The organism is Embleya sp. NPDC008237 (assembly GCF_042956465.1).
Taxonomy (GTDB): domain Bacteria; phylum Actinomycetota; class Actinomycetes; order Streptomycetales; family Streptomycetaceae; genus Embleya.
In genome coordinates, this window is sequence record NZ_JBIBGL010000014.1 from 275370 (window position 1) to 296797 (window position 21428).

A 21428-nucleotide genomic window follows, 5' to 3' on the forward strand; every position below is an offset into this window, starting at 1 on the left:
GACCCGCCGAGCCCCGCGCAGCCGGACTTCACCGAGGCCCACCCACACCCACCAGCCCCGCCGACCCGCCCTCAGGCCGCCGGCACCGCCGTGACCCGTTCCGCCTTCTCCGCGGCCGCGTCGCCCACCCACCGCGACGGCTCCGCGGCCACCTCACGCCACCACGGCTCCACCGCGCTGCCGTCCACCAGCGCCGGCTCGAACAGCGCACCGGGCCGCGGGATCACCAGGTCCGTGCCCATCGCCCGGGCCGCCGCCACCGACCGCTCGGCCGGCTCCTCCCACGCATGCGGCGCCAGATCGAACGTGCCCCAATGGATGGGCAACATCAACCCGCCACCGAGATCCGCATGCGCCTGCACCGCGCCCTCCGGGTGCAGGTGCACCTCCGGCCACGCCTCCGCGTACGCGCCGGCCTGAATCATCGTCAGATCGAACGGTCCGTGCTCGAGCCCGATCCGCGCGAAGCCCGGGAAGTAGCCGCTGTCCCCGCTGTGGAACACCCGATGCCCGGGCCCGGCCACCACCCACGAAGCCCACAGCACGGTGCCGAGCACCCGCGCGCCGCGGTTGCAGTAGTGCCGAGCCGGCGTCGCGGTGAAGGTCAGCCCGGCGACCTCGCCCGCCTCGTGCCAGTCCAACTCGGTGATCCGGTCCGCGGCGATGCCCCAGCGCTCCAGGTGTGCGCCGATGCCCAGCGGCACCACGAACGCCGTATCGCGCCTGGCCAGCGCCCGGATGGTGGGCATGTCGAGATGGTCGTAGTGGTCGTGCGAGATCACCACGACGTCCGGGTCGGGCAGGTCGGCGAAACGCACCGGCACCGCGTGCAGCCGGGCCGGGCCGAACGCCGCCGACGGCGAGCAGCGCGTGCTCCAGATCGGGTCGAACAACACTCGAACGCCGTCCATCTCGACCAGCACCGTCGCATGCCCGAGCCAGCAGGCGCGCAGCCCGGTCAGCGGCGCCCGGGCGAAGTCCGACGCGGACGCGGTGACCAGCGGAATCGCGCCGGCCGGCCGACGCAGCCCGGCTGCGGCCTTTTGCGCGCGCAACATCTTGCCGACCGCGCCGGGGCTGCCGCGGCGGGTCGGCACGGGATTTTGGAAGGCACCGTCCCGGAAGTGCGGGGATCGGCGGATGCGCGCCAACCGCTCGCCGGCGGGTCTGGCGCCGAAGACCGCGGGAGTCGAAGACGTGAAGAAGTGCCCGGCCACATGGACTCCTCGGGCAAGCGGGGCCTTCGGCCGACCGTGATGGGGCCGGACCGGCGACCGGTGATCGGGATGAGTGGAGATTAACCCGGCGTCCGAGGCTGAAACGTCGTCCCGGGGGAGGGGCCCCACCCGCACCGCTCCTCCGTTCGGAGTAGGGGAAGACCGCACACGGGAGCGCTTTGCCCGACAACGGCCCCCTCGGTCCCGGGTTGCGCCGTCCGAGTGAGCGAAGCCGCACCACACCGGCCCGGTGGCTGTCGGCTCGCGTGAGTAGGGTCTTGCCATCGCCACGGGGGATGACGGCGCATCAGTCCCCTTGTCCGGCACGGTTCCAGCGCCCCGTCGCGAGGTCCGCGACGGCAGTCCACAACAGCGGGGCCCGCAACCACGCCGTCCGCGGCGGCGGCATCCCCGCACAGCCACCACCACAGTCACCACATCCCCAACAGAGCAGCGGAGCCGAGGAGTCGTCATGTCCGAGACCCGTACCTACCTTGAGCTGTCCGAAGAGGGCGACGGCGCGCACAAGTACTACGAGGTCGTCGTCGACGGCGTCGACGTCACGGTCACGTACGGGCGGATCGGGGCCAAGGGCCAGACGAGCACGGCCACCCACGCCAGCCCGGAGAAGGCGCAGGCGGACGCGAAGAAGAAGGTCGCGGCGAAGCTGCGCAAGGGCTACGAACCGGCCGTCCAGGGCGTGCGCCAGCCGCGCTCGATCACCCGCCGCGAGATCGTGTCCCGGCCGACCACGGCCCGCAACTCGGCGCCGGTGTTGTGGCGCTACCGCACCGGCTCCTCCGCGTTCGGCATCTTCGTGGACGCCGAGCGGGTGCTGGTCGGCAACCAGCGCGGCGACGTGTGGTTCCTCGACCACAGCGGCGAGGTGACCGGCCGCTACCAGCTGCCCAACGGCGTCAAGTGCATCGTCGCGGACGACTCGTGGATCTACGCCGGGTGCGACAACGGCAACGTGTACGACGTCGGCGGCAAGGCCCCGCGGGTGGCCTACGAGATCACCGACAACATCGACATCTACTGGCTCGACATCCACGACGGCGTGCTGGGTGTGTCCGACTCCAACGGCGGCTGCACCACCATCGACCACGAGGACGAGTCGTTGTGGGCCGCGGCGACCAACGGCACCGGCGCCTGGATGGTGCGCTGCGACGAGAACGCGATCTACCACGGACACAGCGCCGGGGTGCAGGCGTTCGCCGCCGCCGACGGCAAGGAGATGTGGCGGGCCAAGACGAAGGGCAGCGTGCTCTTCGGCTGGCAGGAGAAGGACGACGTGTACGCCGGCACCTCCGGCAACAAGGTGCACCGGATCGCGAAGTCGGACGGCACGATCCGCACCACCTACGACTGCGACGCGTCGGTGTTCTCCTGCGCGACCGCCGAGAACGGCAAGTACGTGTTCGCCGGCGACAGCTCCTCGACGGTGTACTGCTTCGCCGAGGACGGCAAGCGGTTGTGGAAGCTGGGCACCACGTGCGGCTCGGCCTACTCGATGCAGTACCGCGACGAGCGGCTGTACATCGTCACCACGGACGGCTCGCTGGCCTGCATCGACGTGAGCGAGGCGGCCATCGAGGCGGCCCAGGGCGGCACCGTCCCGCAGGTGCGCGACGTCAAGGCGGCCACGATCGAGGCCGTGGTGCCGACCACCGAGGTGGCCACCACCACCGACGCGGGCACCGGCGTCGTGGTCGAGTGCGTCGACCAGGGCGGCGGCCGGCTGCGGGTGCACGTGGTCACCGCGGGCTACGAGAGCGGCTGGAACGTGCAGTTCCCGAAGAACGTGCGGGTCGCCGGTGCGCGCTACGTGGTGGACGCGGTGCGTCCGGCCGAACGCGGCGGCTTCTACCGCGTGCGCGGTGAGATCCGCCGACTCGTCTGAGCCGATCGCGCGCCCGCCGCGACGGCGGGCCCGGACCGTGACGCCGAAGGGCGGCGCCCCCGTGGGGAGCGCCGCCCTTCGGCGTGGTCGAGCCGGCGAACCGGACGATCAGGGCTGCTTGTGCTCGGCCGGCTCGCGCTGCTCGGCGGCCCACCCGGTGAGTGGCGGAGTCGCATCCCCCGCCTTGCGCTTGGCCATCGCCGCGACCCGCTGCTCGTGCCGGGCGCCGAACAGCTGGGGCAGCGTGGGTGTGGTCAAAAAGCCCTCGGCCCGGGCCGCCGCGATGCCGATCCGGGGCAACTCGCTGGCCTTGCGGAAGCAGATGTAGCGCGGCTCCCAGATCGGCCGGTACTTCTCGTTGGCCCGGTACAGCGACTCGATCTGCCACCAGCGTGAGAAGAACACCAGGACGGTGCGCCACAGCCGCAGTACCGGACCGGCGCCGAGCTTGTTGCCGCGCTCGAAGACCGAGCGGAACATCGCGAAGTTGAGCGAGATCCGCTCGATGTCGATCGGCGAGGACTGCTCGGGAGCGGCCTCGGCGTCCGGCTCCGGCGTGCGGCCCTTCCCCTTGCCCTTGGCGGGCTTGGCGTTGGCCGCGGCGTACGCCTTCGCACCCTCTATCACGTCGAGCACCATGAACTCGATCAGACCGTTGTCCGAGTCCCGGTCACGGCGCATCAGGTCCAGCGAGACGCCCTTGCAGCCCCACGGCACGAAGCTGAGCACCGCGCGCAGCCGGCCCTCGTCGTCCATGCACTCGACCATCAGGCAGCGCCCGTCGTCGGGGTCGCCCAGCCGGCCCAGCGCCATCGAGAAGCCGCGCTCGGTCTGCCCGTCCCGCCAGTGGTCGGCGAGGTCGAGCAGCTCGCGCATCTCGCCCTCGGGAATGTCCTCGTGCCGGCGCACCCGGGTGGTGTACCCGGCCCGCTTGACCCGGTTGTACGCCTGCCGGACACCGCGCATCGCGCGACCCTCCAGGCTGAACTCGGCCACCTCGACGATCGCCTCGTCGCCCAACTCCAGGGCGTCCAGACCGTGTCGGGCGAAGATCGTGCCGGCTTCCTCGCTGGCGCCCATCACGGCCGGCACCCAGGCACGGTCCTCGGCCTCGGCCAGCCAGCGGTCGATCGCGCCGGGCCAGGCCTCGGGGTCGCCGATCGGGTCGCCGGACGCGAGCGAGACGCCGCCCACGACCCGGTAGGCGACCGCCGCCTTGCCGCTCGGCGACCACATGACCGCCTTGTCCCGACGCAGCGCGAAGTAGCCCAGCGAGTCGCGCTCGCCCTGCTTGTCGAGCAGCTCGCGCAGCAGCACCTCGTCGTCGGGGGTGAGCAGTTCACGGCCCTTGGGCGCGCGGAACAGCACGAACAGCACCAGCAGGAACAGCGCCACACCGGCCACGTTGATCACGATGTCGACCCAGCGCGGTACCGAGACCGAGCCCAGGTCGCTGTCCGGCGCGAGGGTGAAGATGCGCAGCACCGCGTACAGGATCCGGTCGCCCATGCTCGACGTGGAGATCCGGTCGGTGGCGTTGACCAGGGTCGAGCCCAGAACCACGCCGACCACCGCGCCGCCCGCCAGCACCAGGCCGGCCTTGAGCACGTTGCCCCGGTCACCCTTGGCGCCGAACTCCGCGAAGCTCAGCAGCAGTGCGACGCACACCAGGAGGGTGATGATCGTCGAGGACCAGTTGAACGGGTGTTGGCGCAGGTCGTCGAACCACAGCGCCCAGATGTACACGGCGGTGGACGGGACCAGCAGGATCGCCGTGAACGCCCAGGCGGCCCGCTTGCGCCGGCCGAGCATGATCGCGAGGAAGGCGGCGAGCGCTGCCGACGTGAAACCGGACGTGACCAGGAACGGGGTGTAGTACTCACCGGTGTCGTGGTGACGCACCCGGTCGCGCAGCGGAACCGAGACCGCCGACACGAAGTCCAGCGCCGCCACGATCCGCAGGTACCAGATCAACACCCCTGCCGAGATCCCGCGCACGCGCTCGGCAGCCGGGGTGCCGGTGCCGTTCTTGTTGTGGCCGTTCGCGGCGGCCCGCGTCGTGGCAGACACCGTGCTCCTCGATTGTGGGGTGGTGGAAGGGTCTCCTGTGTCTTATGTCCAGGATTGCGACTCTTCGTAACGCTCGCACAACAGCGTAGACATGCACCAAGAGATTTGGATGCGCACGACGGCCCTTTGTACGTCATCCCACGGAGGGATACCCGATCGTTTGCTACTCCCCATGGTGGAGAAGCTCGGTTCGGACGCGCGGCGGGGCCGGTGCGGCATCAATGGACACGCCGCACCGGCCCCGCCGGTTTCACTGGGATTCCAACCGAATGAATCAGCCGCCCAGCGGGAGTCCGCCGAGGGAGGGCACGGCGGGCAGGGACGGAGCCGCGGGCACGCCGCCGGCGGCGAGCTGACCGGCGGCGGGAGCTGCCTGTGCGACCGCCTGGCCGGCGGCGGGAGCGGCCACGGCGGCGCTCTCGCCGACCGTCCTGTTCGCGTTGGTGGCGGTGGTGGCGGCCGCCTGACCTGCGGTCTTCGAGGCCGCCGGCAGGGTCTTCGAGGCCGTCCCACCGGCCACGTCGCCCGCGCCCTCGGTGGCCGTGGGGACCTTGTCGGCGAGGCCGCCGACGTCGGGCTGGGTCAGCGCGCCGAGGCCACCCGTGGGCAGGTCCGCCGCCTGCGCGGTCGAGGCGCCGAGGATCGGGGCGGCGCCCGCGGCGATGAGCAGCGCGGCCTGGGCTACGCGGCGCGAGATGTGCGTCATGGTGCTCCTCGTGGTGTCACTGAAGGTCGGGCCCCTCCGGCACCGACCACAGTGACTACCGCTCGAAGCACGATCGAGTTGCGGGCATTGTTGGCAAAGTATTGGTAATGGCAAGGAGTGTCGTCACTATTTGCGGCTGACCGGCTGTTTGTCCGGATCGTCGCGTGGATCGGAATCATCCTGCTTTGACTCCAATGAACGGGTGATCACCACCGACTCGCCGGCCTGAAGCGGTATCGCCGTGTCAACCGCTTCGCCGGGGCCGGAACCGGAGCCGGAGCCGGAACCGGAGCCGGAACCGGACGCGGAACCCGACCCCGTCCCGGCGTCGGCCGACACCGGGACCGGGGCCGGCACGGCGGGCGGCTCGACCGAGAACGCCGAGCGACCGGTGAGCAGGTACTGGACCGCGAAGCCGAGGGTGACCACCGCGGCGCCGCCGACCGCGTCCATGATCCAGTGGTTGGCGGTGCCCATCACCACCAGCGTGGTGGACAACGGATAGAGCAGGCCCAGCCAGCGCCAACCCTTGGGCGCGATGGCCAGGATCATCAGGCCGCACCACAGCGACCAGCCCACGTGCAGCGAGGGCATCGCCGCGTACTGGTTGGAGATCTTGGTGAGGGCGCCGAAGTCCGGATTGTTCAGGTCCTGCACGCCGTGCACGGTGTCGATGTAGTCGTAGCCGGGCATCAGCCGCGGCGGCGCGAGCGGGTAGAGCCAGAAACCGACCAGGCCGGTGATCGTGGCCACGCTCAGCACGGTGCGGGCCGAGCGGTACGCGGCGGGCTTGCGCACGTACAGGATCGCCAGGATGGTCAGCGGCACGATGAAGTGGAACGTCTCGTAGAAGAAGTTCATGCCGTTCTCCAGCCAGCCGATCCTCGCCACGAAGTGGTTCAGACTCCGCTCGACGTCGACGTGCAGGAACTTCTCCATGTCGATGATCTGTTGCCCGTGCGTCTCGGCGACCCGGCGCTGGTCGGGCACCGACGCCCGGATGAACGAGTACACCTGGTAGCCGACCCGGATCATCAGCAGTTCGAGCAGCAGGTTCGGCCGGGACAGCGGACGCCAGCCGAACGGCAGCGCCGGGATCCAGGAGAACCGGCTCTGCGCGGCGGCTCCCTGCGGCATCGCCCGCGGGGTCCACTTGTCCGAGGTCTTGGTGATGAACGGCACCGCGCAGGCCGAGGCGATCGCGAGCAGCAGCGGCCCGTTGTCGGCGACCACCCGGACGGCGGACAACTTGCCCCAGATCAGCGTCTTGCTGTCGAACGTCATGATCATGAAGACCGCGACCGGCCACACCATGCGGTCGGTCTGCCGGGCGCCGAGGCGACCGGCGGCGGCGAGCAGGATCCACAACTGCTGATGCTGCCACGACACCGGAGCCACCGCGACCATCACACAGCCGGCCAGCGCGACGCCGAGCAGAGCCTGTCCGTCCTTGGCGTAGGCCACCGCGCGCGGCAGGCCGAACCACAACACCGCCGCGGACAGCACCACCACGAGCACTATCTCCAGCGGCCCGGAGAGCCCGATCCGCAACAACAGGCCGTGCAGCGACTGATTCGACAACGCGTCGGCGTCGCCGCCCAGACCCGCGCCCGCGACGTGGTGCACCCAGTAGGTGAACGAGTCGCGCGGCATGGTGATCCAGGCGAGGGCCGTGCAGGCCAGGAAGGTGGCGGTGGTGTTCGCGGCGGCACGCTGCTTGCCGGTCATCCACAGGTAGACGGCGAACAACAACATCGCCGGGTGCAGCGCGGTGGCGACGCCGGCGGCGATCGAGACGAGCCTGCCCGGAGCGGGTCGGAGCATCACGGGCAGCACGAGCAGCACCGGGAGCAGGCTCATCTGGCCGAGCGACAGGTTGCCCCGGACCGGCAGCGACAACACCAGGAGGCTGATGATCAGCGGGGCCGCGAGCAGCCGCGCACGACGTGTGCGAAACGCCGGAAGGGCATACGCGACCAGCACCCCGATCGCGGCCACGATCAGCAACGTGACGATCGTCCACGCGACGCCCAACGCGTTCTCCGCCGCCTTGGTCAGCGGGCGCAGCACCCAGCCCGCGAACGGCGTGCCGGTGAACGTGGAGCCGCGCGAATCGGTGTCGTAGAGCGAGCCGGGCAGGTGCAGGACACCCTCCGGGCCGAGCCAGGCGTCCAGTTCCGGCAGCCTGCGGTCATGGGGTCGGTCGAGTACCTCGTTGGCCTGTCGGATGGCGACGCATGCGGCGAGCAGCCACAGACCCACCAGGGCCAGAGAGATCCTGGTCCTTCGTATGTCCAGCAGCCGGCGAACGCCTGCCCTCACCATGTGCGACTTCTCCCGTTTTCCGTGTCTTGTCGCCCGATGGCCCTCGATCCGTGGCGAGGCCATCCGGTTGCCACGCTTCGGACACCTTGTCACCGCCCGAGTGTGACCGAAAGCGGAGGGGCCCTCGCCGGACCCGCGCCGTACGCTCGTGGGCGGCATGGAACACATCGCCGAATCGACGAGGGGCGAGAAACAACAATGGTGCCGCAGGACGCGTCGACGCGGACGCACAAGTCCCCCGAGGGGCTCATCCCCGTCTCCTTCCGCCAGGCCGGACCAACCGACATCCCTGCCCTGGTGGAGCTGATCGAGTCCGCCTATCGCGGAGACGAGAGCCGACAGGGCTGGACCACGGAGGCACACCTGTTGGAGGGGCAGCGCACCGACGTCGACGGCGTCGCGGCGGTGGTCGAGGGGGCCGACAGTGTGATGTGGATCGCCGAGCGCGACGGCGTGCTGCTGGGTTGTTGCCAGTTGGAGTGCCGTGCGGACTCGGTCGTCTACTTCGGCATGTTCGCGATACGACCGGGTCGGCAGGGCGGTGGCCTGGGCCGGTCGTTGCTGGGCGAGGCCGAGCGGGTCGCGGTGGAGCGGTGGGGCGCCAAGCGCATGCAGATGACCGTGATTCGCCAACGCGACGAGCTGATCGCCTGGTACGAGCGGTGCGGCTTCGCCCGAACCGGTGTGTTGTCCCCGTTCCCGTACGGCAACGAGCGGTTCGGCAGGCCACTGCGCGACGACCTGGAGTTCGAGCTGCTGTCCAAGGACCTGTGCTGACCCGGGACCTGCGCGGAACGAGGCCCGTACGACCGCGGATGCGAGCCGAACCGGGGCTCCGGGCGGGCGTTGCACCGCGTCGGGCCTCCGGCAGCGGGACCGGCACCGGTCGGCCCGGGCCGGGCCGGTTCGGGATTCCCCTCGATTCGGTGATCGCCGTGCCCGGACTTCGGTAGATCGGCGCCTGGGCGTCCCGATCGTGACAGCATGGGTGTTCGGGGATAGTTCGGCCCCGGCACCGGTCGCTTGGGGGAGTCGAAGCCGTGTCGCACCACGAACCGCCACCGCCGTACCCGCAACAACCCGGGCAGCCGCCCCCGCCGCCACAACGCGGCGGCCGGCGCGGCAACCCGTTGATCACGCTGGTGATCGCGCTCGTGGTGGTGGCGGCCGTGGTCACCGCGATCATCCTGGTCGCCCGCGGGGACGACGGCGAGGACGGCCCGGGCAAGTCCCCCGCGACCCGGGCACCCCGGCAACCGGGCGTGCCCTCGGGCCTGTTGCCGTCCGGACTGATTCCCTCGGGGCTGGACATCCCCTCCGACCTGCTGCCGGACCTCGGTTAGGACCCGTCCGACGTCGGGTCCCCGTCCGCCGGACAGGGCCCGGGGCTCGGCTCCCGGGCCGACCCGTGCCGACTCCGGGAAATCGGCGTCGCTCCGCGCGGGCCGTGCCCGGATGCGAGGGCGCCCGCGTTGGGGCACCCGGGTGATTCATCGGCCCGGCCGCGGTCCGGTCACCCGATTCGGGGCGTTCGCTGCCTACTGTCGGCTGGCATGGCCAAGCCGATGATCGGATCGTCCGTCCTGTTACTGCTCGCCGGCGTCGTGGGCGCCGGGCTGATCGTGCTGCCCGCGGCACCCGCCGGGGCGGTCGAGGAGCGCATCTGGGACCGGATCGCGGACTGCGAGAGCAGCGGTCGCTGGGACCTGGACTCGGGTAACGGCTACTACGGCGGGCTGCAGATCCTGCCGAGCACCTGGGACGAGGCGGGCGGGCAGGAGTACGCCACCCGCCCGGACCGGGCCACCCGCGAGGAGCAGATCGCCATCGCCGAGGAGATCCTGCTGATGCAGGGCTGGGAGGCGTGGCCGCAGTGTGCCCGACAGGTCGGGCTGCTCGGGGCGACCTACACGGTCAAGGCGGGCGACACCCTGTCCTCGATCGCTCGCGACCTCGGCGTGATCGGCGGGTGGCAGGCGCTGTACGCAGCGAACATCGACGTGATCGGCCCGGACCCGGACCGCCTGGTGCCGGGCACCGTCCTGGACGTGCCGAAGGCCGCTCGCAGGAGCGGCCCTCGATTGAAGCGAACCGATGTGGATCATCGGATGTTCGGTGCTCACGACTGGGATCGAACCAGTGACTTCCTCGGTGTGAACGAGGCGCTCTCCCGCTGAGCTACGCGAGCCTGCGTAGGTTTCGTGCACATCCTAACCAGTAGTGCGCGAGTGGGTCGCCCCCTCCCCGTGACGGGGCGGCCCGCTCGTACCCACCGCCTTTCGGCGGAGCCTCCACAGTGCCGCCGAATGCCGGTCGGGTTCAACCGGTTTTCCGCCGCCCGGACGGGCGCGCAGTGCCACCAGCAGACCGCAGACGCCGAACACCAGGGTGAGTGGCGGCGCGGGCCGGCGCAGCAGTCCGATCAGGTCCAGGTCGGCGGAGAACCCGTCCCGGTGGGCGGCCGCCAGACACAGGATCGCGCCGGCCACCGCACAGACCGCGCAGGCGGCGAGAGCGGTCGGGACCGACCGGCTCCGGTCGGTGTGGCGAACTGTCACGGTGGCTCCAGGACGGATGTGCAGCGTTTCCTCCAGCCTGGCCGGGAGGCCGCCCGCGAACCAGGTAGGTGCCTGGCGGATCGGGGGTGGGGCCAGCCCCACCTTTGCCGGACGGGCCGAAACGCCTGCCCTGTCGGTGCCGTGTGCCTATCCTGGGCTGCCCGTGTGACCGCCGACCGGAGGCGCCCCGCTCGATGAAGCTGCTGCACGCCGCCGACCTGCACATCGACAGCCCGCTGCGGGGACTCTCCGGCTACGAGGGAGCGCCCGCGACCCGGATTCGCGGGGCGGCCCGCCGGGCGGTGGTCAATCTGGTGGACCTGGCCCTGGCCGAGGCGGTCGACGCGGTGTTGCTCGCGGGCGACATCTACGACGGCGACTGGAAGGACTACCACACCGGACTGTTCTTCACCGTGCAGATGCGCCGCCTGGCCGAGGCGGACATCCCGGTCCTGCTGGTCGCGGGCAATCACGACGCGGACAGCCGGATCACCCGCGAACTGCGCCTGCCCGCCAACGTGCACCGGTTCTCCACCATGCGTCCCGAGACCGTGACGTTCGAGGATCTCGGTCTGGCCGTGCACGGCCAGGGCTTCGCCGTCCGGGACGTGACCGACAACCTCGCGGTGAGCTACCCGGCGCCGCGCGGCGGGATGTTCAACGTCGGGCTGCTGCACACCGCGTTGACCGGCGCCGAAGGGCACGCCAACTACGCGCCGTGCAGCGTCGGCGATCTGGTCTCGCGCGGCTACGACTACTGGGCGCTCGGCCACGTGCACACGCGCGAGGTGGTGCACGAGGCCGAGCCGTGGATCGTCTTCCCGGGCAACGTGCAGGGCCGGCACGCCCGGGAGACCGGGCCCAAGGGCGCCACGCTGATCACCGTCGACGGCGACCGGGGCCGGGCCGTGATCGAGCACCGCGACCTGGACGTGGTGCGGTGGGCGCGGCTGGACGTGGACGCGACGGGGGCGAGCGACATCGAGGACGTGCTGGACGCGGTCCGCCGGCACCTGGCCGAGGAGCGGGCCGCGGCCGGCGACCGGTTGCTGGCCACCCGGGTCCGGATCGTCGGTGCCAGTGACGCACACGAGGCGCTGTGGCGGGACGAACGCCGGTTCGTGTTCGAGACCCGTGCCCTGGCCGCCGAGTTCTCCGGGGTGTGGCTGGAGAAGGTCCGGCTGGAGACCCGGCACCGCGACCTGGGCGACGCGGGCGTCGAGTTGCCGACACTGGTGGAGGATCTGGCGCGCACCGCCCGGGCGCTGCGCGCCGATCCCACCGCACTGGAACAACTGGTCCGGGCGGTGCCGGGGCTGCGCACCCTCGACCCCAAGGTGGCCGAGGAGGGCATCGCGCCCGCGGATCCGACCTGGCGCGCGGACATCTTCGACCAGGCCGTCGACCTGCTCACCGCGCTGGTCACCGGGAGCGACGGGGAGTCCGGATGAGAATCGACCGGCTCGACCTGATCGCGTTCGGCTGCTTCACCGACCGGCACATCGAGCTCGGCGCGCCGGGCGTCCACGTGATCTGCGGCCCGAACGAGGCCGGAAAGTCCACCGTGCGGCACGCCCTGGACCAACTCCTGTACGGGATGGACCGGCAGACCTCGTACGACTTCGTGCACGCGATGCGCGACCTCAAGCTCGGCGCCCTGGTGCGCGACGAGCACGGGAGCGTGCTGGACGTGGTGCGGCACAAGCGGGACAAGAACCCGCTCACCCGCGCGGACGGCACGGTGCTCGCCGAGACCGAGCTGACCCGGGTGCTCGCGGGCGTGGGCCGGGACGACTTCCGGCATGTGTTCGCGCTGGACCACGCCGGGCTGCGCGAGGGCGGGGCCGAATTGCTCCGGGGCGAGGGGGACATCGGGCGGGCACTGTTCGAGTCGCGCTCCTCGGCCCGGCTCGGCGAGGTGCTCACCCGCCTGGAGGAGCGCGCCGACGAGCTGTACAAGACGCGCGGGAAGAACCAGCGGATCAACGCCGGACTGACCGAACTGGGCCGGCTGCGCAAGCGGGTCCAGGACGACGGCCTGGCCCCCTCGGTGTTCGGCGAGGCGGTCAAGGAGGCCCGGCGCGCCGAGGAGGAGCGCGATCGGCTCGGCCGGGACCGCAGCGATGCGCGGGCCGCGGCGAACCGGCTGGATCGCATCCGGCAGGCGCTTCCGGTGCTGGCCCGCAGGAGCGCGCTGGATGCCGAGCGGGCCGAGCTGCTCGCCGAGGGCCCGCCGGTCGCCGCCGAACTCACGGCCGAACTCGAGGCTTTGGACGAGCGCGCCCGCGAGGCCGCGGCGGACGTCACGCGCGCCGCCCGAGACCTCGCCGAGGCCCGCGTCGAGGCGGCCGACGTGGTGGTGGACGGGGTGTTGTCGGCGCACGCCGCCGAGGTGGAGGCGCTGCACGCGGACGTCGCGGCCGTGCGCGACGCGGTCGACCTGGCCGCCGACGCCGACGCCGAGGCGTCGCAGACCCGGGCGGGCGCCGCCGAACTGCTCTTCCGGGTGCGTCCGGACCGCGCCCTCGACGATCCCACCGCGTACGACGTGCCGGCCGGCGTGGGCGAACGGGTGACCGAGCTGCGCGACCGGCTCAAGATGTGCGAGGCCCGGCTCGCCGGCGCCGCCGAGCAGGTCGCGCATCGTCGCGCCCGGCTGGACGCGGCCCGTGCGGCCTGCGACCTGACCCCCGAGCCCGGCGACCCGGCCGCGTTGCGCGCGCTGCGTCGGGCGGTGCCGGGCAGCCTGGTCGAGGACATCGTGCGCGACGAGCAGCGGGTGGCCGAGCTCGAACGCGAAGCGGAGGATCTGCGCGCCCGGCACGGTCTGCACGACCCGGCCCTGTTCGCCGACGACCACGCGGCGCGGCTGCCGCTGCCCGGCCGGGAGCGGGTCGCCGACCACGTGGAGCAGACGACCCGGGTCCTGGACGAACTGCACACGATCACGACGGCCCGGGACGCGGCGGTGGCCGAACACGACGCGCGGCGCCGCGAATTCGCCATGCTCTCGCTCGCCGATCCGCCGCCCGTGCCTGCGGACTGGGCCGCCGCCCGCGCCGAGCGGGACCGGCTGTGGACGCAGATCTGCGCGAGCCCGCCGCTGACCGACGACCGGATCGACGCGTTCGAGCACGCGGTTCGGGCCGCGGACGAGATCGCCGAGCGGATCGCCCGCCGGGCCGAGGACGCGGTCCGGCGCGGCCGGCTCCGGGTGGACCTCGAACACGACGAACGCACGCTGGCCCGACTGGCCGAGCGGTGGCAGGAGGCGAGCGCGCGCCGGGACGAGCTCGCGGCGCAGTGGACGCGGACCTGGGCGGCCTGCGGGCTGCCCGCGCCGGACCCGCACGACGCCGCCGCGTTGCTGGACGCGATCCGGGACTTGGCCCGGGTCGAGGTCGAGGCGCGCACGGTGCGGGCCCGACTGGCCGCCGGCCGCGAGCGGGCCGCCGAGCTGGTGGCCGCGTTTCGCACCGCACTGGCCGAATCCGGCGCACCGACCACGACGAGCACCCTGGCCGCGCTGATCGAACAGGCCGACGCACGCCGCGACGCGCTCGCCGACGCGGCGCGGCTGCGCGAGAGCGCGCTGGCGGCCGTGCGCGAGGCCGAGGCCGAACTCGCCGAGGCGGGCGCGGAGTCGGACCGGGCCCGGGAGGAGCGCGCCGCGTGGGAGCGGCGCTGGCACGACCTGGTGCACGGCCTGGACCTGCCCGAGGGCGACCCCGACACGGTCGCCGCCGCGGTGGGCACGCTGGCCCAGGTGGCGGCAGCGGTCGGCCACGCGGCCGAGGCGGAGCTGCGTCGGGCCCGCGCCGCCGACCGGGTGGCCGGATTCGGCGCGCGGGTGGCCGAGGTGTTCGCCGCCTGCGGGCGCCCGGTGCCGACCGAGGTCGACGGCCGACCGGCGTTCGCGGCCGTGCTCGCGCTGCACGAGGAACTGACCTCGGCCCGCAGCGCCGAAGCGGCCCGCGATCGGCTCGCCGAGCGGATCGACCGGCTGGAGCGCACGGTCGCGGCCGGGCGGGAGGCGGTCGAGCACGTCGACGGCGAGCTCGCCGCGCTGGTCGCCGGGGCCGGCGCCGCCGATGCCGACGAACTGCGCCGCGCGGTGCGGCGATCCGACCGGATACGGGAGATCGAGGGCACGCTCGCCGACCATCGCGAGCTGCTGTCGCCGGAGGTCGAACAGGAAGCCGCGCGCTACACGCCCGAGGAACTCGACGTGGAGATCGAGGACGCCGCGCGCCGTGTCGAGGAGGCCGAGGCGGCGTACGCCGCGGCCGGTGAGGCGCTGGGTCGGCGCCGGCAGATCGTGCTGGACCTGGAGCGCGAGTCGACGGCCGCCGCCCGGGCGCAGGAGGAGGCCGCCGGCACGGTCGCGGCGATCGCCGAGGACACCGAGGAGTTCGTCCGGTTGCGGCTGGCCCGCGAGGTGTTGCTGCGCTGCATGGAGGACTACCGCAAGCAGAACCAGGCCCCGGTGCTGGCCCGGGCGGAGGAGGTCTTCACCGCGCTGACCGCGGGCCGCTTCGATCGGCTGCTCGTGGAGACCGACGGCCGCAAGGGTGCCCCGGTGCTGCGTGCGCGCCGCGCCGGCTCCTCGTCGCCGGGTGCACAAGGCTCCGGCGCGTTCGCGGCCGGGTCGATCGGCGTGGACGAGATGAGCGAGGGCACCCGCGATCAGCTGTATCTGGCGCTGCGGCTGGCCTCGTTGGACGCGTACGCGGATGCCGGCCGGGCGATGCCGATCGTGCTCGACGACATCGCGATGACCTTCGACGACGGACGCACGCGGGCGATGCTGGCGGTGCTGGACGCGATGGCCGACCGGTTCCAGGTGGTGCTGTTCACCCACCACCCGCACCTGGGTCGGCTCGCCGTGGACACGCTTGCGCCCGGCCGCGCCCACGTGCACGAACTGCCGGTCTACGTGGCCCGCTCGCCGGCGGGCGAGCCGGTGGCGGGGTGAGCCCGAGGGCGCGCCGGTCGAGGAGGCCGGCGCCGGCCGCCCGGGTGGGCGGGTCAGGCGGTCATCGCGAGTCGGAAGCGCACACACTTGCCGCCGGGTTCGGGGACCGACTCCCAGCCGTCCGAGAGTGATTCGACCAGCAGCAGGCCGCGGCCGGTGGTGTCGTCGTCGGCGGCCTCGACCACCTGTGGTGCCCGGGTGTCGGTGTCGTGCACCTCGATCCATACGCAGGCGGCGCCGTCCGGGGTGCGATCTCGACGGACCACGACGCTGAACGGGCGTCCCAGGCCCGCGTGACGTACGGCATTGGTCGCCAGTTCGGAGGCGAGAAGTACGGCGATGTCGGACAAAGAGTCGAGGTCCCAGACCGTCAGTGCCACGCGGACATGCTCCCGCACGGCGGACACGCATGCGGGCATCGCCGGCAGCGTGATGGTCGGGCTGACCTCGTCCTCTGCATCCGCCACTTCCGGATCGGCCAGGGTGGTCATGCAGCTACCTCCTGTTGCGTGGGCTGCGTTTGCCCCCGCAAGCGGCCCCGCCCCGTCCCGTCGCTTTAAGTGATCTTGCAAGCGCGTAAAGTGAGGGTGCTCGGTAGGATGCTCCACGAAACCCGGTGGTGCAACTCTCGCCGCCACTTCGGTGTCCGCGTGTACACGGTTCACCCGATCGGGCGATGTCCCCGGCCCTCACATGGAGGCAGCGGGTTCTGGTCGCCCGTCGGCGTGGCCTCGACAAGTCAGGGGTGACGGGCCGATGGCGACCTTGTCGCGGGAAACCCACGCACCGACGTGGCGACGGAGCTCGTACAGCAGCGTGCAGGGGAACTGCGTCGAAGTGGTGAATCGGCACCCCTGCGAGGTGGTGGTGCGTGATTCCAAGCAACGTGCTTGCGCGGTCCTGCGGTTCACCGGTCGGGAGTGGACGCACCTGTTGGTTGCCCTTGTCGGGCACCGGAATTGACGATCAGTCAGAATCGGCTGCGGTGAGCACCGGCGGGTCGCTGTGCCGAAAGACGTGCGCCAGGCCCGGTTCGACGATCGACCCGGGCACCTCGCCGTCGAACCAGCGGTCCACGTGCGCCCAGTGATAGGGATTCAGCAGATACTCGCCGGTCAGGCCCTCGATCGTGGCGTATTCCTGCTCCCACACATGTGTCCACGGCGACGCCCGCCCGGCCCGCTGCGCCACCCGGGACAGCGCCCACGAGCGGATGGTCGCGATGTGGTCCGGCATGGCGATCAGATCCGACTCGAACTCCGCGAGCACGTCGGCGGAGGTGCCGGTACGCACGGTCAACAGCAGCGTGCGCTTGATCCGCGGTCCGGTCGTCGGCACGAACGCGGCGCGTACCGGGCGCAGCGCGACCGCCTCGGCGTGCGCGGGAAGTTCGGGCGCCGCGCCGGCGTCGAGATCCCACGAGAAGCCGTGCCCGCCGACACTGCCGGGCAGATCCGGTCCGGCCGAGCGCACCCCGGCGAGTCCGGCCCCGGGCATGGTTGCGGCCAGCACCACCCAACGTGTCATGAGTGTGCTCCGCTGCGGTGTGCCGTGCGGTCCGCCCCGGAGGGGGCCGCCACGGTGGGATTCGTTCCGGGTGCACCCGTCTCGGCGGGAGCCGTCCCGGTGGTGTCGGCCGCGCCCGGGGTCGCGGGGGCCGGGGCCGGTGCGTCGGCGGGTTCGGGCATCGCCGGTTGCAGCGCACGACGTTGCCGCTCCAGCGCATGGCTGTCGGTGGCCGCCCAGAACGCCGCGACCTCCGGATCCGCCGCCGCGGCACCGCGCATCGCGTAGAAGGCACGGATCCCGGGCAGCACCCACAGGATGTGCACGGTGGTCGCGTCGCGGCCCGCCGGCGAGCGCCACACCCGTTCCAGTCGCATGCCGCGCCGCTGCGCGCCGGGCAGGTAGTGATCATGGAACCGGCCCAGCCACGGCGCCACCTGATCATTCGTCAGGGTGATCTGGTCGAGAATGTTCACCACCCCGGTGGCGGGGTCGACGGCGCTGCTCACAGCTTGTCCAGCACTCTCTCGCGGTACTGCGCGATGCGCTCACGCAACGTGTCCAGCCCATTCGGACCGGCCAGTTCGGCCGGATCGGGCGCGAACACCAGGCGGCTCGCACCCGCGTCGGTGAAGCGACGGACCCAGGTCGGATCGTGCTGGAGATCGCGGTCGCACGAGCCGGGCCACGCGGTGATCTCGACCGCGTCCTCGGCCCGACCGGCCGAGAGTGCCGAAGCGCGCAACAGCTCGGCGCGCGCCTCGAACTCCTCCGCGCCGATCGTGTACGGGAACCAGCCGTTGCCGATTCGACCGGCCCGGCGCACGGCGGGCTCGCTGTTGCCGCCCAGGATCACCGGTACCGCGCCGCGTTCGGGCCGGGGCAGGCAGTGCACCCGGTCGAAGGTGGTGAACCGGCCGTGGAAGGTGGCGGGAGCGTCGGCCCACAGCGCGCGCATCGCGCCGACGCACTCCTCCAGTCGGGCCCCGCGCTCGGCGAAGGACGCGCCGACGGCGGCGTATTCCTCCTTCTGCCATCCGATGCCCAGGCCCAGCATCAGTCGGCCGGCCGAGTGCCGGTCGATGGTGGCGACCCGCTTGGCCAGCACCACCGGGCTGTGCAGCGGGGCGACCACCATCGCCGTGCCGAACCGCAACGTGCGCGAGGCGCCCGCCAGGAAGGCGATGGTCTCCAGCGGATCGGGCATCGGTACGACGCCGGCGGCGCTGGGCGTGCGACCGGAATCCGAGTACGGGTAGAGGGGTTCGTAATCCTCGGCGACCACGACGTGCTCGACGGTCCATACGGATTCGACGCCGCACTCCTCCAGCGTCCCGGCGAAGTCGCGCAGGAAGCCGCCGGAGGTGATCAGACCGTCCGCGAAGGGCGCCATCACGCCCAGCTTCTTCGTCATTCTGACGCCCTTTCAGATCCCGTGCCCGCACCCTGCCTCGGCAGGCGTGCGAGCGCAAGGCCCGACCGACGGTGTCGTTGGACACGCGGCCGAAGGGCTCCTCGACCTCGCCTGGCGCGGTACCAGGACCCGTCTCGTGCCGCATGGGCACGGCATGCCGCGTGCGCCCGCCATCGGGGCGCGGGCGCACGCGGTCTGGAGAGGGCCGGCCCGACAGGGGCCGAAGGGACGGGTCGGGGGCAGTCCCCTAGGAGAGCTCGACCAGCTCGACCAGTTCGACCAGCTCGTCGTGGCGATACAGCGGGCGCAGACCGTCGGCGAAACGCACCGTGTACCACTGATACGGGGACAGCGGCGGCCGATGCGCGTCCGCGAACACCTCGCACACCTCGCCGATGTCGCCCGTGCTCAGGCCCACCTGCACGCGCACGCGGGTACCGACCTCGAATCCCTGCCAGCGGGTGGCCCCGCCGCGAACATGCTCCTGGGTCCTCGTCGTCGCGTCGCCCATGACGGGCACCGCCCTTCTGCCGATGGGTAGTTCACTACAACTGTCGAGAACGGCTCCCATACCCGATATCGGGCCGCGCGCGCACGCTCTTGACCCGAGGACTCCGTTCGCGCGCGGACTTCACCCGGAAGGAGCGCCCGAGTGGCGCGGGCGAGCCGGCAGGCTTCCGATGTGGACGTCTTGTTGTGGATCACCGCCGTGTCCGGTCTCGCCTGGCTCTACCTGACGCTGTGCCACGGCTGGTTCTGGCGCACCGACGTGCGCCTGACGGGCTCGCCCGGGCCGGTGGCCGACGCCGTGTCGGTGGCGGTGATCGTGCCCGCCCGGGACGAGGCGGCCGTGCTCGGGGACAGCCTGCCCACCCTGCTCGCGCAGGATTTTCCCGGCCGGGCCGAGGTGCTCGTGGTCGACGACGGCAGCACCGACGGGACCGGCGAGCTGGCCCGACGGCTGGGAGCGGCCGGCCGGGTACCGCTGACCGTGACCTCGCCGGGCGAGCCGCCCGCGGGCTGGACCGGCAAGCTGTGGGCGCTGCGGCACGGCGTCGAGTCGGTGGGCGAGGTGGACTGGATCCTGTTCACCGACGCGGACATCGCGCACGCGCCGGATTCGCTCGCCCGCCTGGTCGGCGAGGCCGAGCGGGATCGGCTCGACCTGTTGTCGGTGATGGCCCGGCTGCGCACGCACACCCGGTGGGAGAAGCTGATCGTGCCCGCCTTCGTGTACTTCTTCGGCAAGCTCTTCCCGTTCCGCCGGGTGAATCGGCCGCACTCGCGGGTCGCCGCCGCGGCGGGCGGCTGTGTGCTGGTCCGGCGCACCGCCCTGGCCCGGGCCGGCGGCGTGGCGGCGATCCGGGACGCGGTGATCGACGACGTGTCGCTGGGCACCGCGGTCAAGCGGGCCGGCGGCCGGATCCGACTGGTGCTCGCGGATCCCGCGCACCACGTGGACAGCGTGCGGCCCTACCCGGCACTGGCCGATCTGTGGAACATGGTCGCGCGCAGTGCCTTCGCCCAGCTGCGGCACTCCTGGTTGTTGCTCGCGGGCACGGTGCTGGGGCTGGCGCTGATCTATCTGGCCGCGCCCGTGGCCCTGTGCGCCGGGATCATCGGTGCGGATGCCCCGCTCGCGCTGCTCGGGCTCGCCGTGTGGGCGCTGATGACCGCGACCTATGTGCCGATGGTGCGCTACTACGGCCGGCCGGCCGCGGCGGCGGTGTTGTTGCCGTTCGCGGCCACGCTGTACCTGGGGATGACCGTGCACTCGGCGGTCCGGCACGCCCGCGGGCGGGGGGCGGCGTGGAAGGGTCGTACGTACCCGGCGCCGGCCGAATAGGCTCCGTGGGTGCCCAGCCCAGACTCCACGGCCCGTCCCTATCGCGACGGCGTCCCCGAACACGGCCGCGTCCCCAAGTCGTACACGGTGAAGATGAGCCTGCTCCAACTCATGGACGAGTTGGGCGAGGACGCGTTGTTGCCCTCCGAACGCGAACTCGCCGCGAACTACGGCGTCGCCCGCAGCACCCTGCGATCGGCGATCGGCGAGCTGGTGATGGAGGGCCGACTGCGCTCCGCCCGCGGGCGGGGCACCTACGTCGCGCCGCCCAAGCTCATGCAGCCGGTCAGCCTCGGCAGCTACACCGAGGCGGTGCGCTCGATGGGCCTGACCCCCGGCCGCCGCGTGGTCACCCTCGAACACCACGTCGCGCAGCCCGACCTGGCCGACCGGCTGCGGATCCGGACCGGCGACCTGACCGTGCACCTGGAGCGGGTGCTGCTCGCCGACGACGAACCGATCGGCCTGGAAAGCACCTATCTGCCGCTGGACCGCTTTCCCACCCTGCTGGAGGTCCTGCGCCCGGAGGGCTCGCTGTACCTGTGCCTGCAAAAGGACCTGGGCGTGGTGTTCGCGGAGATGGACGAGACCGTGGAGACCGTGTTGGCCGCGCCGCGCGAGGCGCTGCTCCTGGAGACCAACCCGGCGCTGCCGATGTTGCTGGTGATGCGCACGTCCTACGACCCGGAGGGGGTGCCCATCGAGCGGGTCCGGGCGCTGTTCCGGGGGGACCGGATGGGTTTCGCCACGCGCCTGCGGGCGTAGGCCCCATCCGGCTTTCATAACGGGAAGGTAACAGGTTCGGACCTTAACGGACTGTTCACCGGGGCGACACACCGCCTCCGCATGCTCGGCATCGACCGCTCCCAAGCTGGTCGCATTCGCCCCCGAGAACGTGGAGGAAGCCG

General features: G+C 72.0%; 18 protein-coding genes, 1 tRNA gene and 1 pseudogene. 9 read left to right on the forward strand and 11 right to left on the reverse strand.

What is annotated here, in order from left to right; all coding sequences use genetic code 11:
• Positions 1-71 precede the first annotated feature (71 nt).
• Positions 72-1217: an MBL fold metallo-hydrolase gene (locus ACFZBU_RS33055; protein WP_391587371.1), complete on the reverse strand. Its 1146-nt coding sequence runs from the start codon at positions 1215-1217 to the stop codon at positions 72-74.
• Between the two features lie 472 nt (positions 1218-1689).
• On the opposite strand from ACFZBU_RS33055, the gene ACFZBU_RS33060 reads away from it, so the two are divergent.
• Positions 1690-3120, forward strand: coding sequence for a WGR domain-containing protein (locus ACFZBU_RS33060; RefSeq protein WP_391587372.1), 1431 nt, complete (start codon positions 1690-1692; stop codon positions 3118-3120).
• Positions 3121-3228: 108 nt separating this feature from the next.
• Here ACFZBU_RS33060 and ACFZBU_RS33065 read toward each other — a convergent pair whose 3' ends face one another.
• From ACFZBU_RS33065 to ACFZBU_RS33075, 3 genes are all read right to left on the reverse strand, one after another.
• The gene (locus ACFZBU_RS33065) at positions 3229-5190 is read right to left on the reverse strand and encodes a phosphatidylglycerol lysyltransferase domain-containing protein (protein ID WP_391587373.1); all 1962 of its coding nucleotides are present in this window, start codon (positions 5188-5190) and stop codon (positions 3229-3231) included.
• A gap of 274 nt (positions 5191-5464) precedes the next feature.
• On the reverse strand, positions 5465-5896 hold the full coding sequence (locus ACFZBU_RS33070) for an ATP-binding protein (protein ID WP_391587374.1): 432 nt from the start codon (positions 5894-5896) through the stop codon (positions 5465-5467).
• 126 nt (positions 5897-6022) lie between these two features.
• Positions 6023-8221 carry a bifunctional glycosyltransferase 87/phosphatase PAP2 family protein gene (locus ACFZBU_RS33075; RefSeq protein WP_391587375.1) on the reverse strand — a complete coding sequence of 733 codons (2199 nt, stop codon included), beginning with the start codon at positions 8219-8221 and terminating at the stop codon, positions 6023-6025.
• A 198-nt stretch (positions 8222-8419) separates the two neighbouring features.
• On the opposite strand from ACFZBU_RS33075, the gene ACFZBU_RS33080 reads away from it, so the two are divergent.
• The 3 genes and pseudogenes from ACFZBU_RS33080 to ACFZBU_RS33090 all read left to right on the forward strand — a co-directional run.
• Entirely contained in the window at positions 8420-8998 is a 579-nt protein-coding gene (locus ACFZBU_RS33080; RefSeq protein ID WP_391587376.1) for a GNAT family N-acetyltransferase, read from the forward strand.
• 263 nt (positions 8999-9261) lie between these two features.
• Positions 9262-9564: a hypothetical protein gene (locus tag ACFZBU_RS33085; protein WP_391587377.1), complete on the forward strand. Its 303-nt coding sequence runs from the start codon at positions 9262-9264 to the stop codon at positions 9562-9564.
• Positions 9565-9786: 222 nt separating this feature from the next.
• Positions 9787-10263 (forward strand): annotated as a pseudogene (locus ACFZBU_RS33090) (transglycosylase family protein); the annotation flags it as partial.
• Positions 10264-10337: 74 nt separating this feature from the next.
• Here ACFZBU_RS33090 and ACFZBU_RS33095 read toward each other — a convergent pair.
• Together ACFZBU_RS33095 and ACFZBU_RS33100 are read right to left on the reverse strand one after the other, a co-directional pair.
• Positions 10338-10409: transfer RNA gene (locus tag ACFZBU_RS33095), tRNA-Val, on the reverse strand.
• 22 nt (positions 10410-10431) lie between these two features.
• The gene (locus tag ACFZBU_RS33100; protein ID WP_391587378.1) at positions 10432-10779 is read right to left on the reverse strand and encodes a hypothetical protein; all 348 of its coding nucleotides are present in this window, start codon (positions 10777-10779) and stop codon (positions 10432-10434) included.
• Between the two features lie 194 nt (positions 10780-10973).
• Here ACFZBU_RS33100 and ACFZBU_RS33105 point away from each other — a divergent pair, with 194 nt between their 5' ends.
• A complete protein-coding gene (locus ACFZBU_RS33105; RefSeq protein ID WP_391587379.1) occupies positions 10974-12230 on the forward strand; it encodes an exonuclease SbcCD subunit D in 1257 nt (418 codons plus the stop codon).
• On the forward strand, positions 12227-15754 hold the full coding sequence (locus ACFZBU_RS33110; RefSeq protein ID WP_391587380.1) for an AAA family ATPase: 3528 nt from the start codon (positions 12227-12229) through the stop codon (positions 15752-15754). The genes ACFZBU_RS33105 and ACFZBU_RS33110 overlap by 4 nt, the downstream gene beginning before the upstream one ends.
• A 53-nt stretch (positions 15755-15807) precedes the next feature.
• On the opposite strand, the gene ACFZBU_RS33115 is transcribed toward ACFZBU_RS33110, so the two are convergent.
• Positions 15808-16245, reverse strand: a complete 438-nt coding sequence (locus tag ACFZBU_RS33115) for an ATP-binding protein (protein WP_391587381.1) — start codon at positions 16243-16245, stop codon at positions 15808-15810.
• 265 nt (positions 16246-16510) lie between these two features.
• Here ACFZBU_RS33115 and ACFZBU_RS33120 point away from each other — a divergent pair, with 265 nt between their 5' ends.
• On the forward strand, positions 16511-16717 hold the full coding sequence (locus tag ACFZBU_RS33120) for a DUF397 domain-containing protein (protein WP_391587382.1): 207 nt from the start codon (positions 16511-16513) through the stop codon (positions 16715-16717).
• A gap of 3 nt (positions 16718-16720) precedes the next feature.
• Here the strand turns inward: ACFZBU_RS33120 and ACFZBU_RS33125 are convergent, their stop codons facing one another.
• From ACFZBU_RS33125 to ACFZBU_RS33140, 4 genes are all read right to left on the reverse strand, one after another.
• A complete protein-coding gene (locus tag ACFZBU_RS33125) occupies positions 16721-17281 on the reverse strand; it encodes a Dabb family protein (protein WP_391587383.1) in 561 nt (186 codons plus the stop codon).
• Positions 17278-17769, reverse strand: a complete 492-nt coding sequence (locus ACFZBU_RS33130; protein ID WP_391587384.1) for an NIPSNAP family protein — start codon at positions 17767-17769, stop codon at positions 17278-17280. The genes ACFZBU_RS33125 and ACFZBU_RS33130 overlap by 4 nt, the downstream gene beginning before the upstream one ends.
• Positions 17766-18674 (reverse strand): LLM class F420-dependent oxidoreductase, encoded by a 909-nt coding sequence (locus tag ACFZBU_RS33135; RefSeq protein ID WP_391587385.1) that lies wholly within the window; start codon positions 18672-18674, stop codon positions 17766-17768. Before ACFZBU_RS33135 ends, ACFZBU_RS33130 begins: the two co-directional genes overlap by 4 nt.
• Before the next feature lie 247 nt (positions 18675-18921).
• Positions 18922-19185 carry a hypothetical protein gene (locus ACFZBU_RS33140; RefSeq protein ID WP_391587386.1) on the reverse strand — a complete coding sequence of 88 codons (264 nt, stop codon included), beginning with the start codon at positions 19183-19185 and terminating at the stop codon, positions 18922-18924.
• 171 nt (positions 19186-19356) lie between these two features.
• Between ACFZBU_RS33140 and ACFZBU_RS33145 the strand changes: the two genes are divergently transcribed.
• Together ACFZBU_RS33145 and ACFZBU_RS33150 are read left to right on the forward strand one after the other, a co-directional pair.
• The gene (locus tag ACFZBU_RS33145) at positions 19357-20520 is read left to right on the forward strand and encodes a glycosyltransferase (RefSeq protein WP_391587387.1); all 1164 of its coding nucleotides are present in this window, start codon (positions 19357-19359) and stop codon (positions 20518-20520) included.
• An 87-nt stretch (positions 20521-20607) separates the two neighbouring features.
• Positions 20608-21285: a GntR family transcriptional regulator gene (locus ACFZBU_RS33150; RefSeq protein ID WP_391587414.1), complete on the forward strand. Its 678-nt coding sequence runs from the start codon at positions 20608-20610 to the stop codon at positions 21283-21285.
• Positions 21286-21428: the final 143 nt, after the last annotated feature.

Excerpts from the sequence above, each read along its gene's own strand:
- ACFZBU_RS33140 (WP_391587386.1), bottom strand. The coding sequence starts at position 19,185 with ATGGGCGACGCGACGACGAGGACCCAGGAGCATGTTCGCGGCGGGGCC.
- ACFZBU_RS33060 (WP_391587372.1), top strand. The coding sequence starts at position 1,690 with ATGTCCGAGACCCGTACCTACCTTGAGCTGTCCGAAGAGGGCGACGGC.
- ACFZBU_RS33135 (WP_391587385.1), bottom strand. The coding sequence starts at position 18,674 with ATGACGAAGAAGCTGGGCGTGATGGCGCCCTTCGCGGACGGTCTGATC.
- ACFZBU_RS33125 (WP_391587383.1), bottom strand. The coding sequence starts at position 17,281 with ATGACACGTTGGGTGGTGCTGGCCGCAACCATGCCCGGGGCCGGACTC.
- ACFZBU_RS33120 (WP_391587382.1), top strand. The coding sequence starts at position 16,511 with ATGGCGACCTTGTCGCGGGAAACCCACGCACCGACGTGGCGACGGAGC.
- ACFZBU_RS33075 (WP_391587375.1), bottom strand. The coding sequence starts at position 8,221 with ATGGTGAGGGCAGGCGTTCGCCGGCTGCTGGACATACGAAGGACCAGG.
- ACFZBU_RS33080 (WP_391587376.1), top strand. The coding sequence starts at position 8,420 with ATGGTGCCGCAGGACGCGTCGACGCGGACGCACAAGTCCCCCGAGGGG.
- ACFZBU_RS33070 (WP_391587374.1), bottom strand. The coding sequence starts at position 5,896 with ATGACGCACATCTCGCGCCGCGTAGCCCAGGCCGCGCTGCTCATCGCC.
- ACFZBU_RS33110 (WP_391587380.1), top strand. The coding sequence starts at position 12,227 with ATGAGAATCGACCGGCTCGACCTGATCGCGTTCGGCTGCTTCACCGAC.
- ACFZBU_RS33105 (WP_391587379.1), top strand. The coding sequence starts at position 10,974 with ATGAAGCTGCTGCACGCCGCCGACCTGCACATCGACAGCCCGCTGCGG.
- ACFZBU_RS33115 (WP_391587381.1), bottom strand. The coding sequence starts at position 16,245 with ATGACCACCCTGGCCGATCCGGAAGTGGCGGATGCAGAGGACGAGGTC.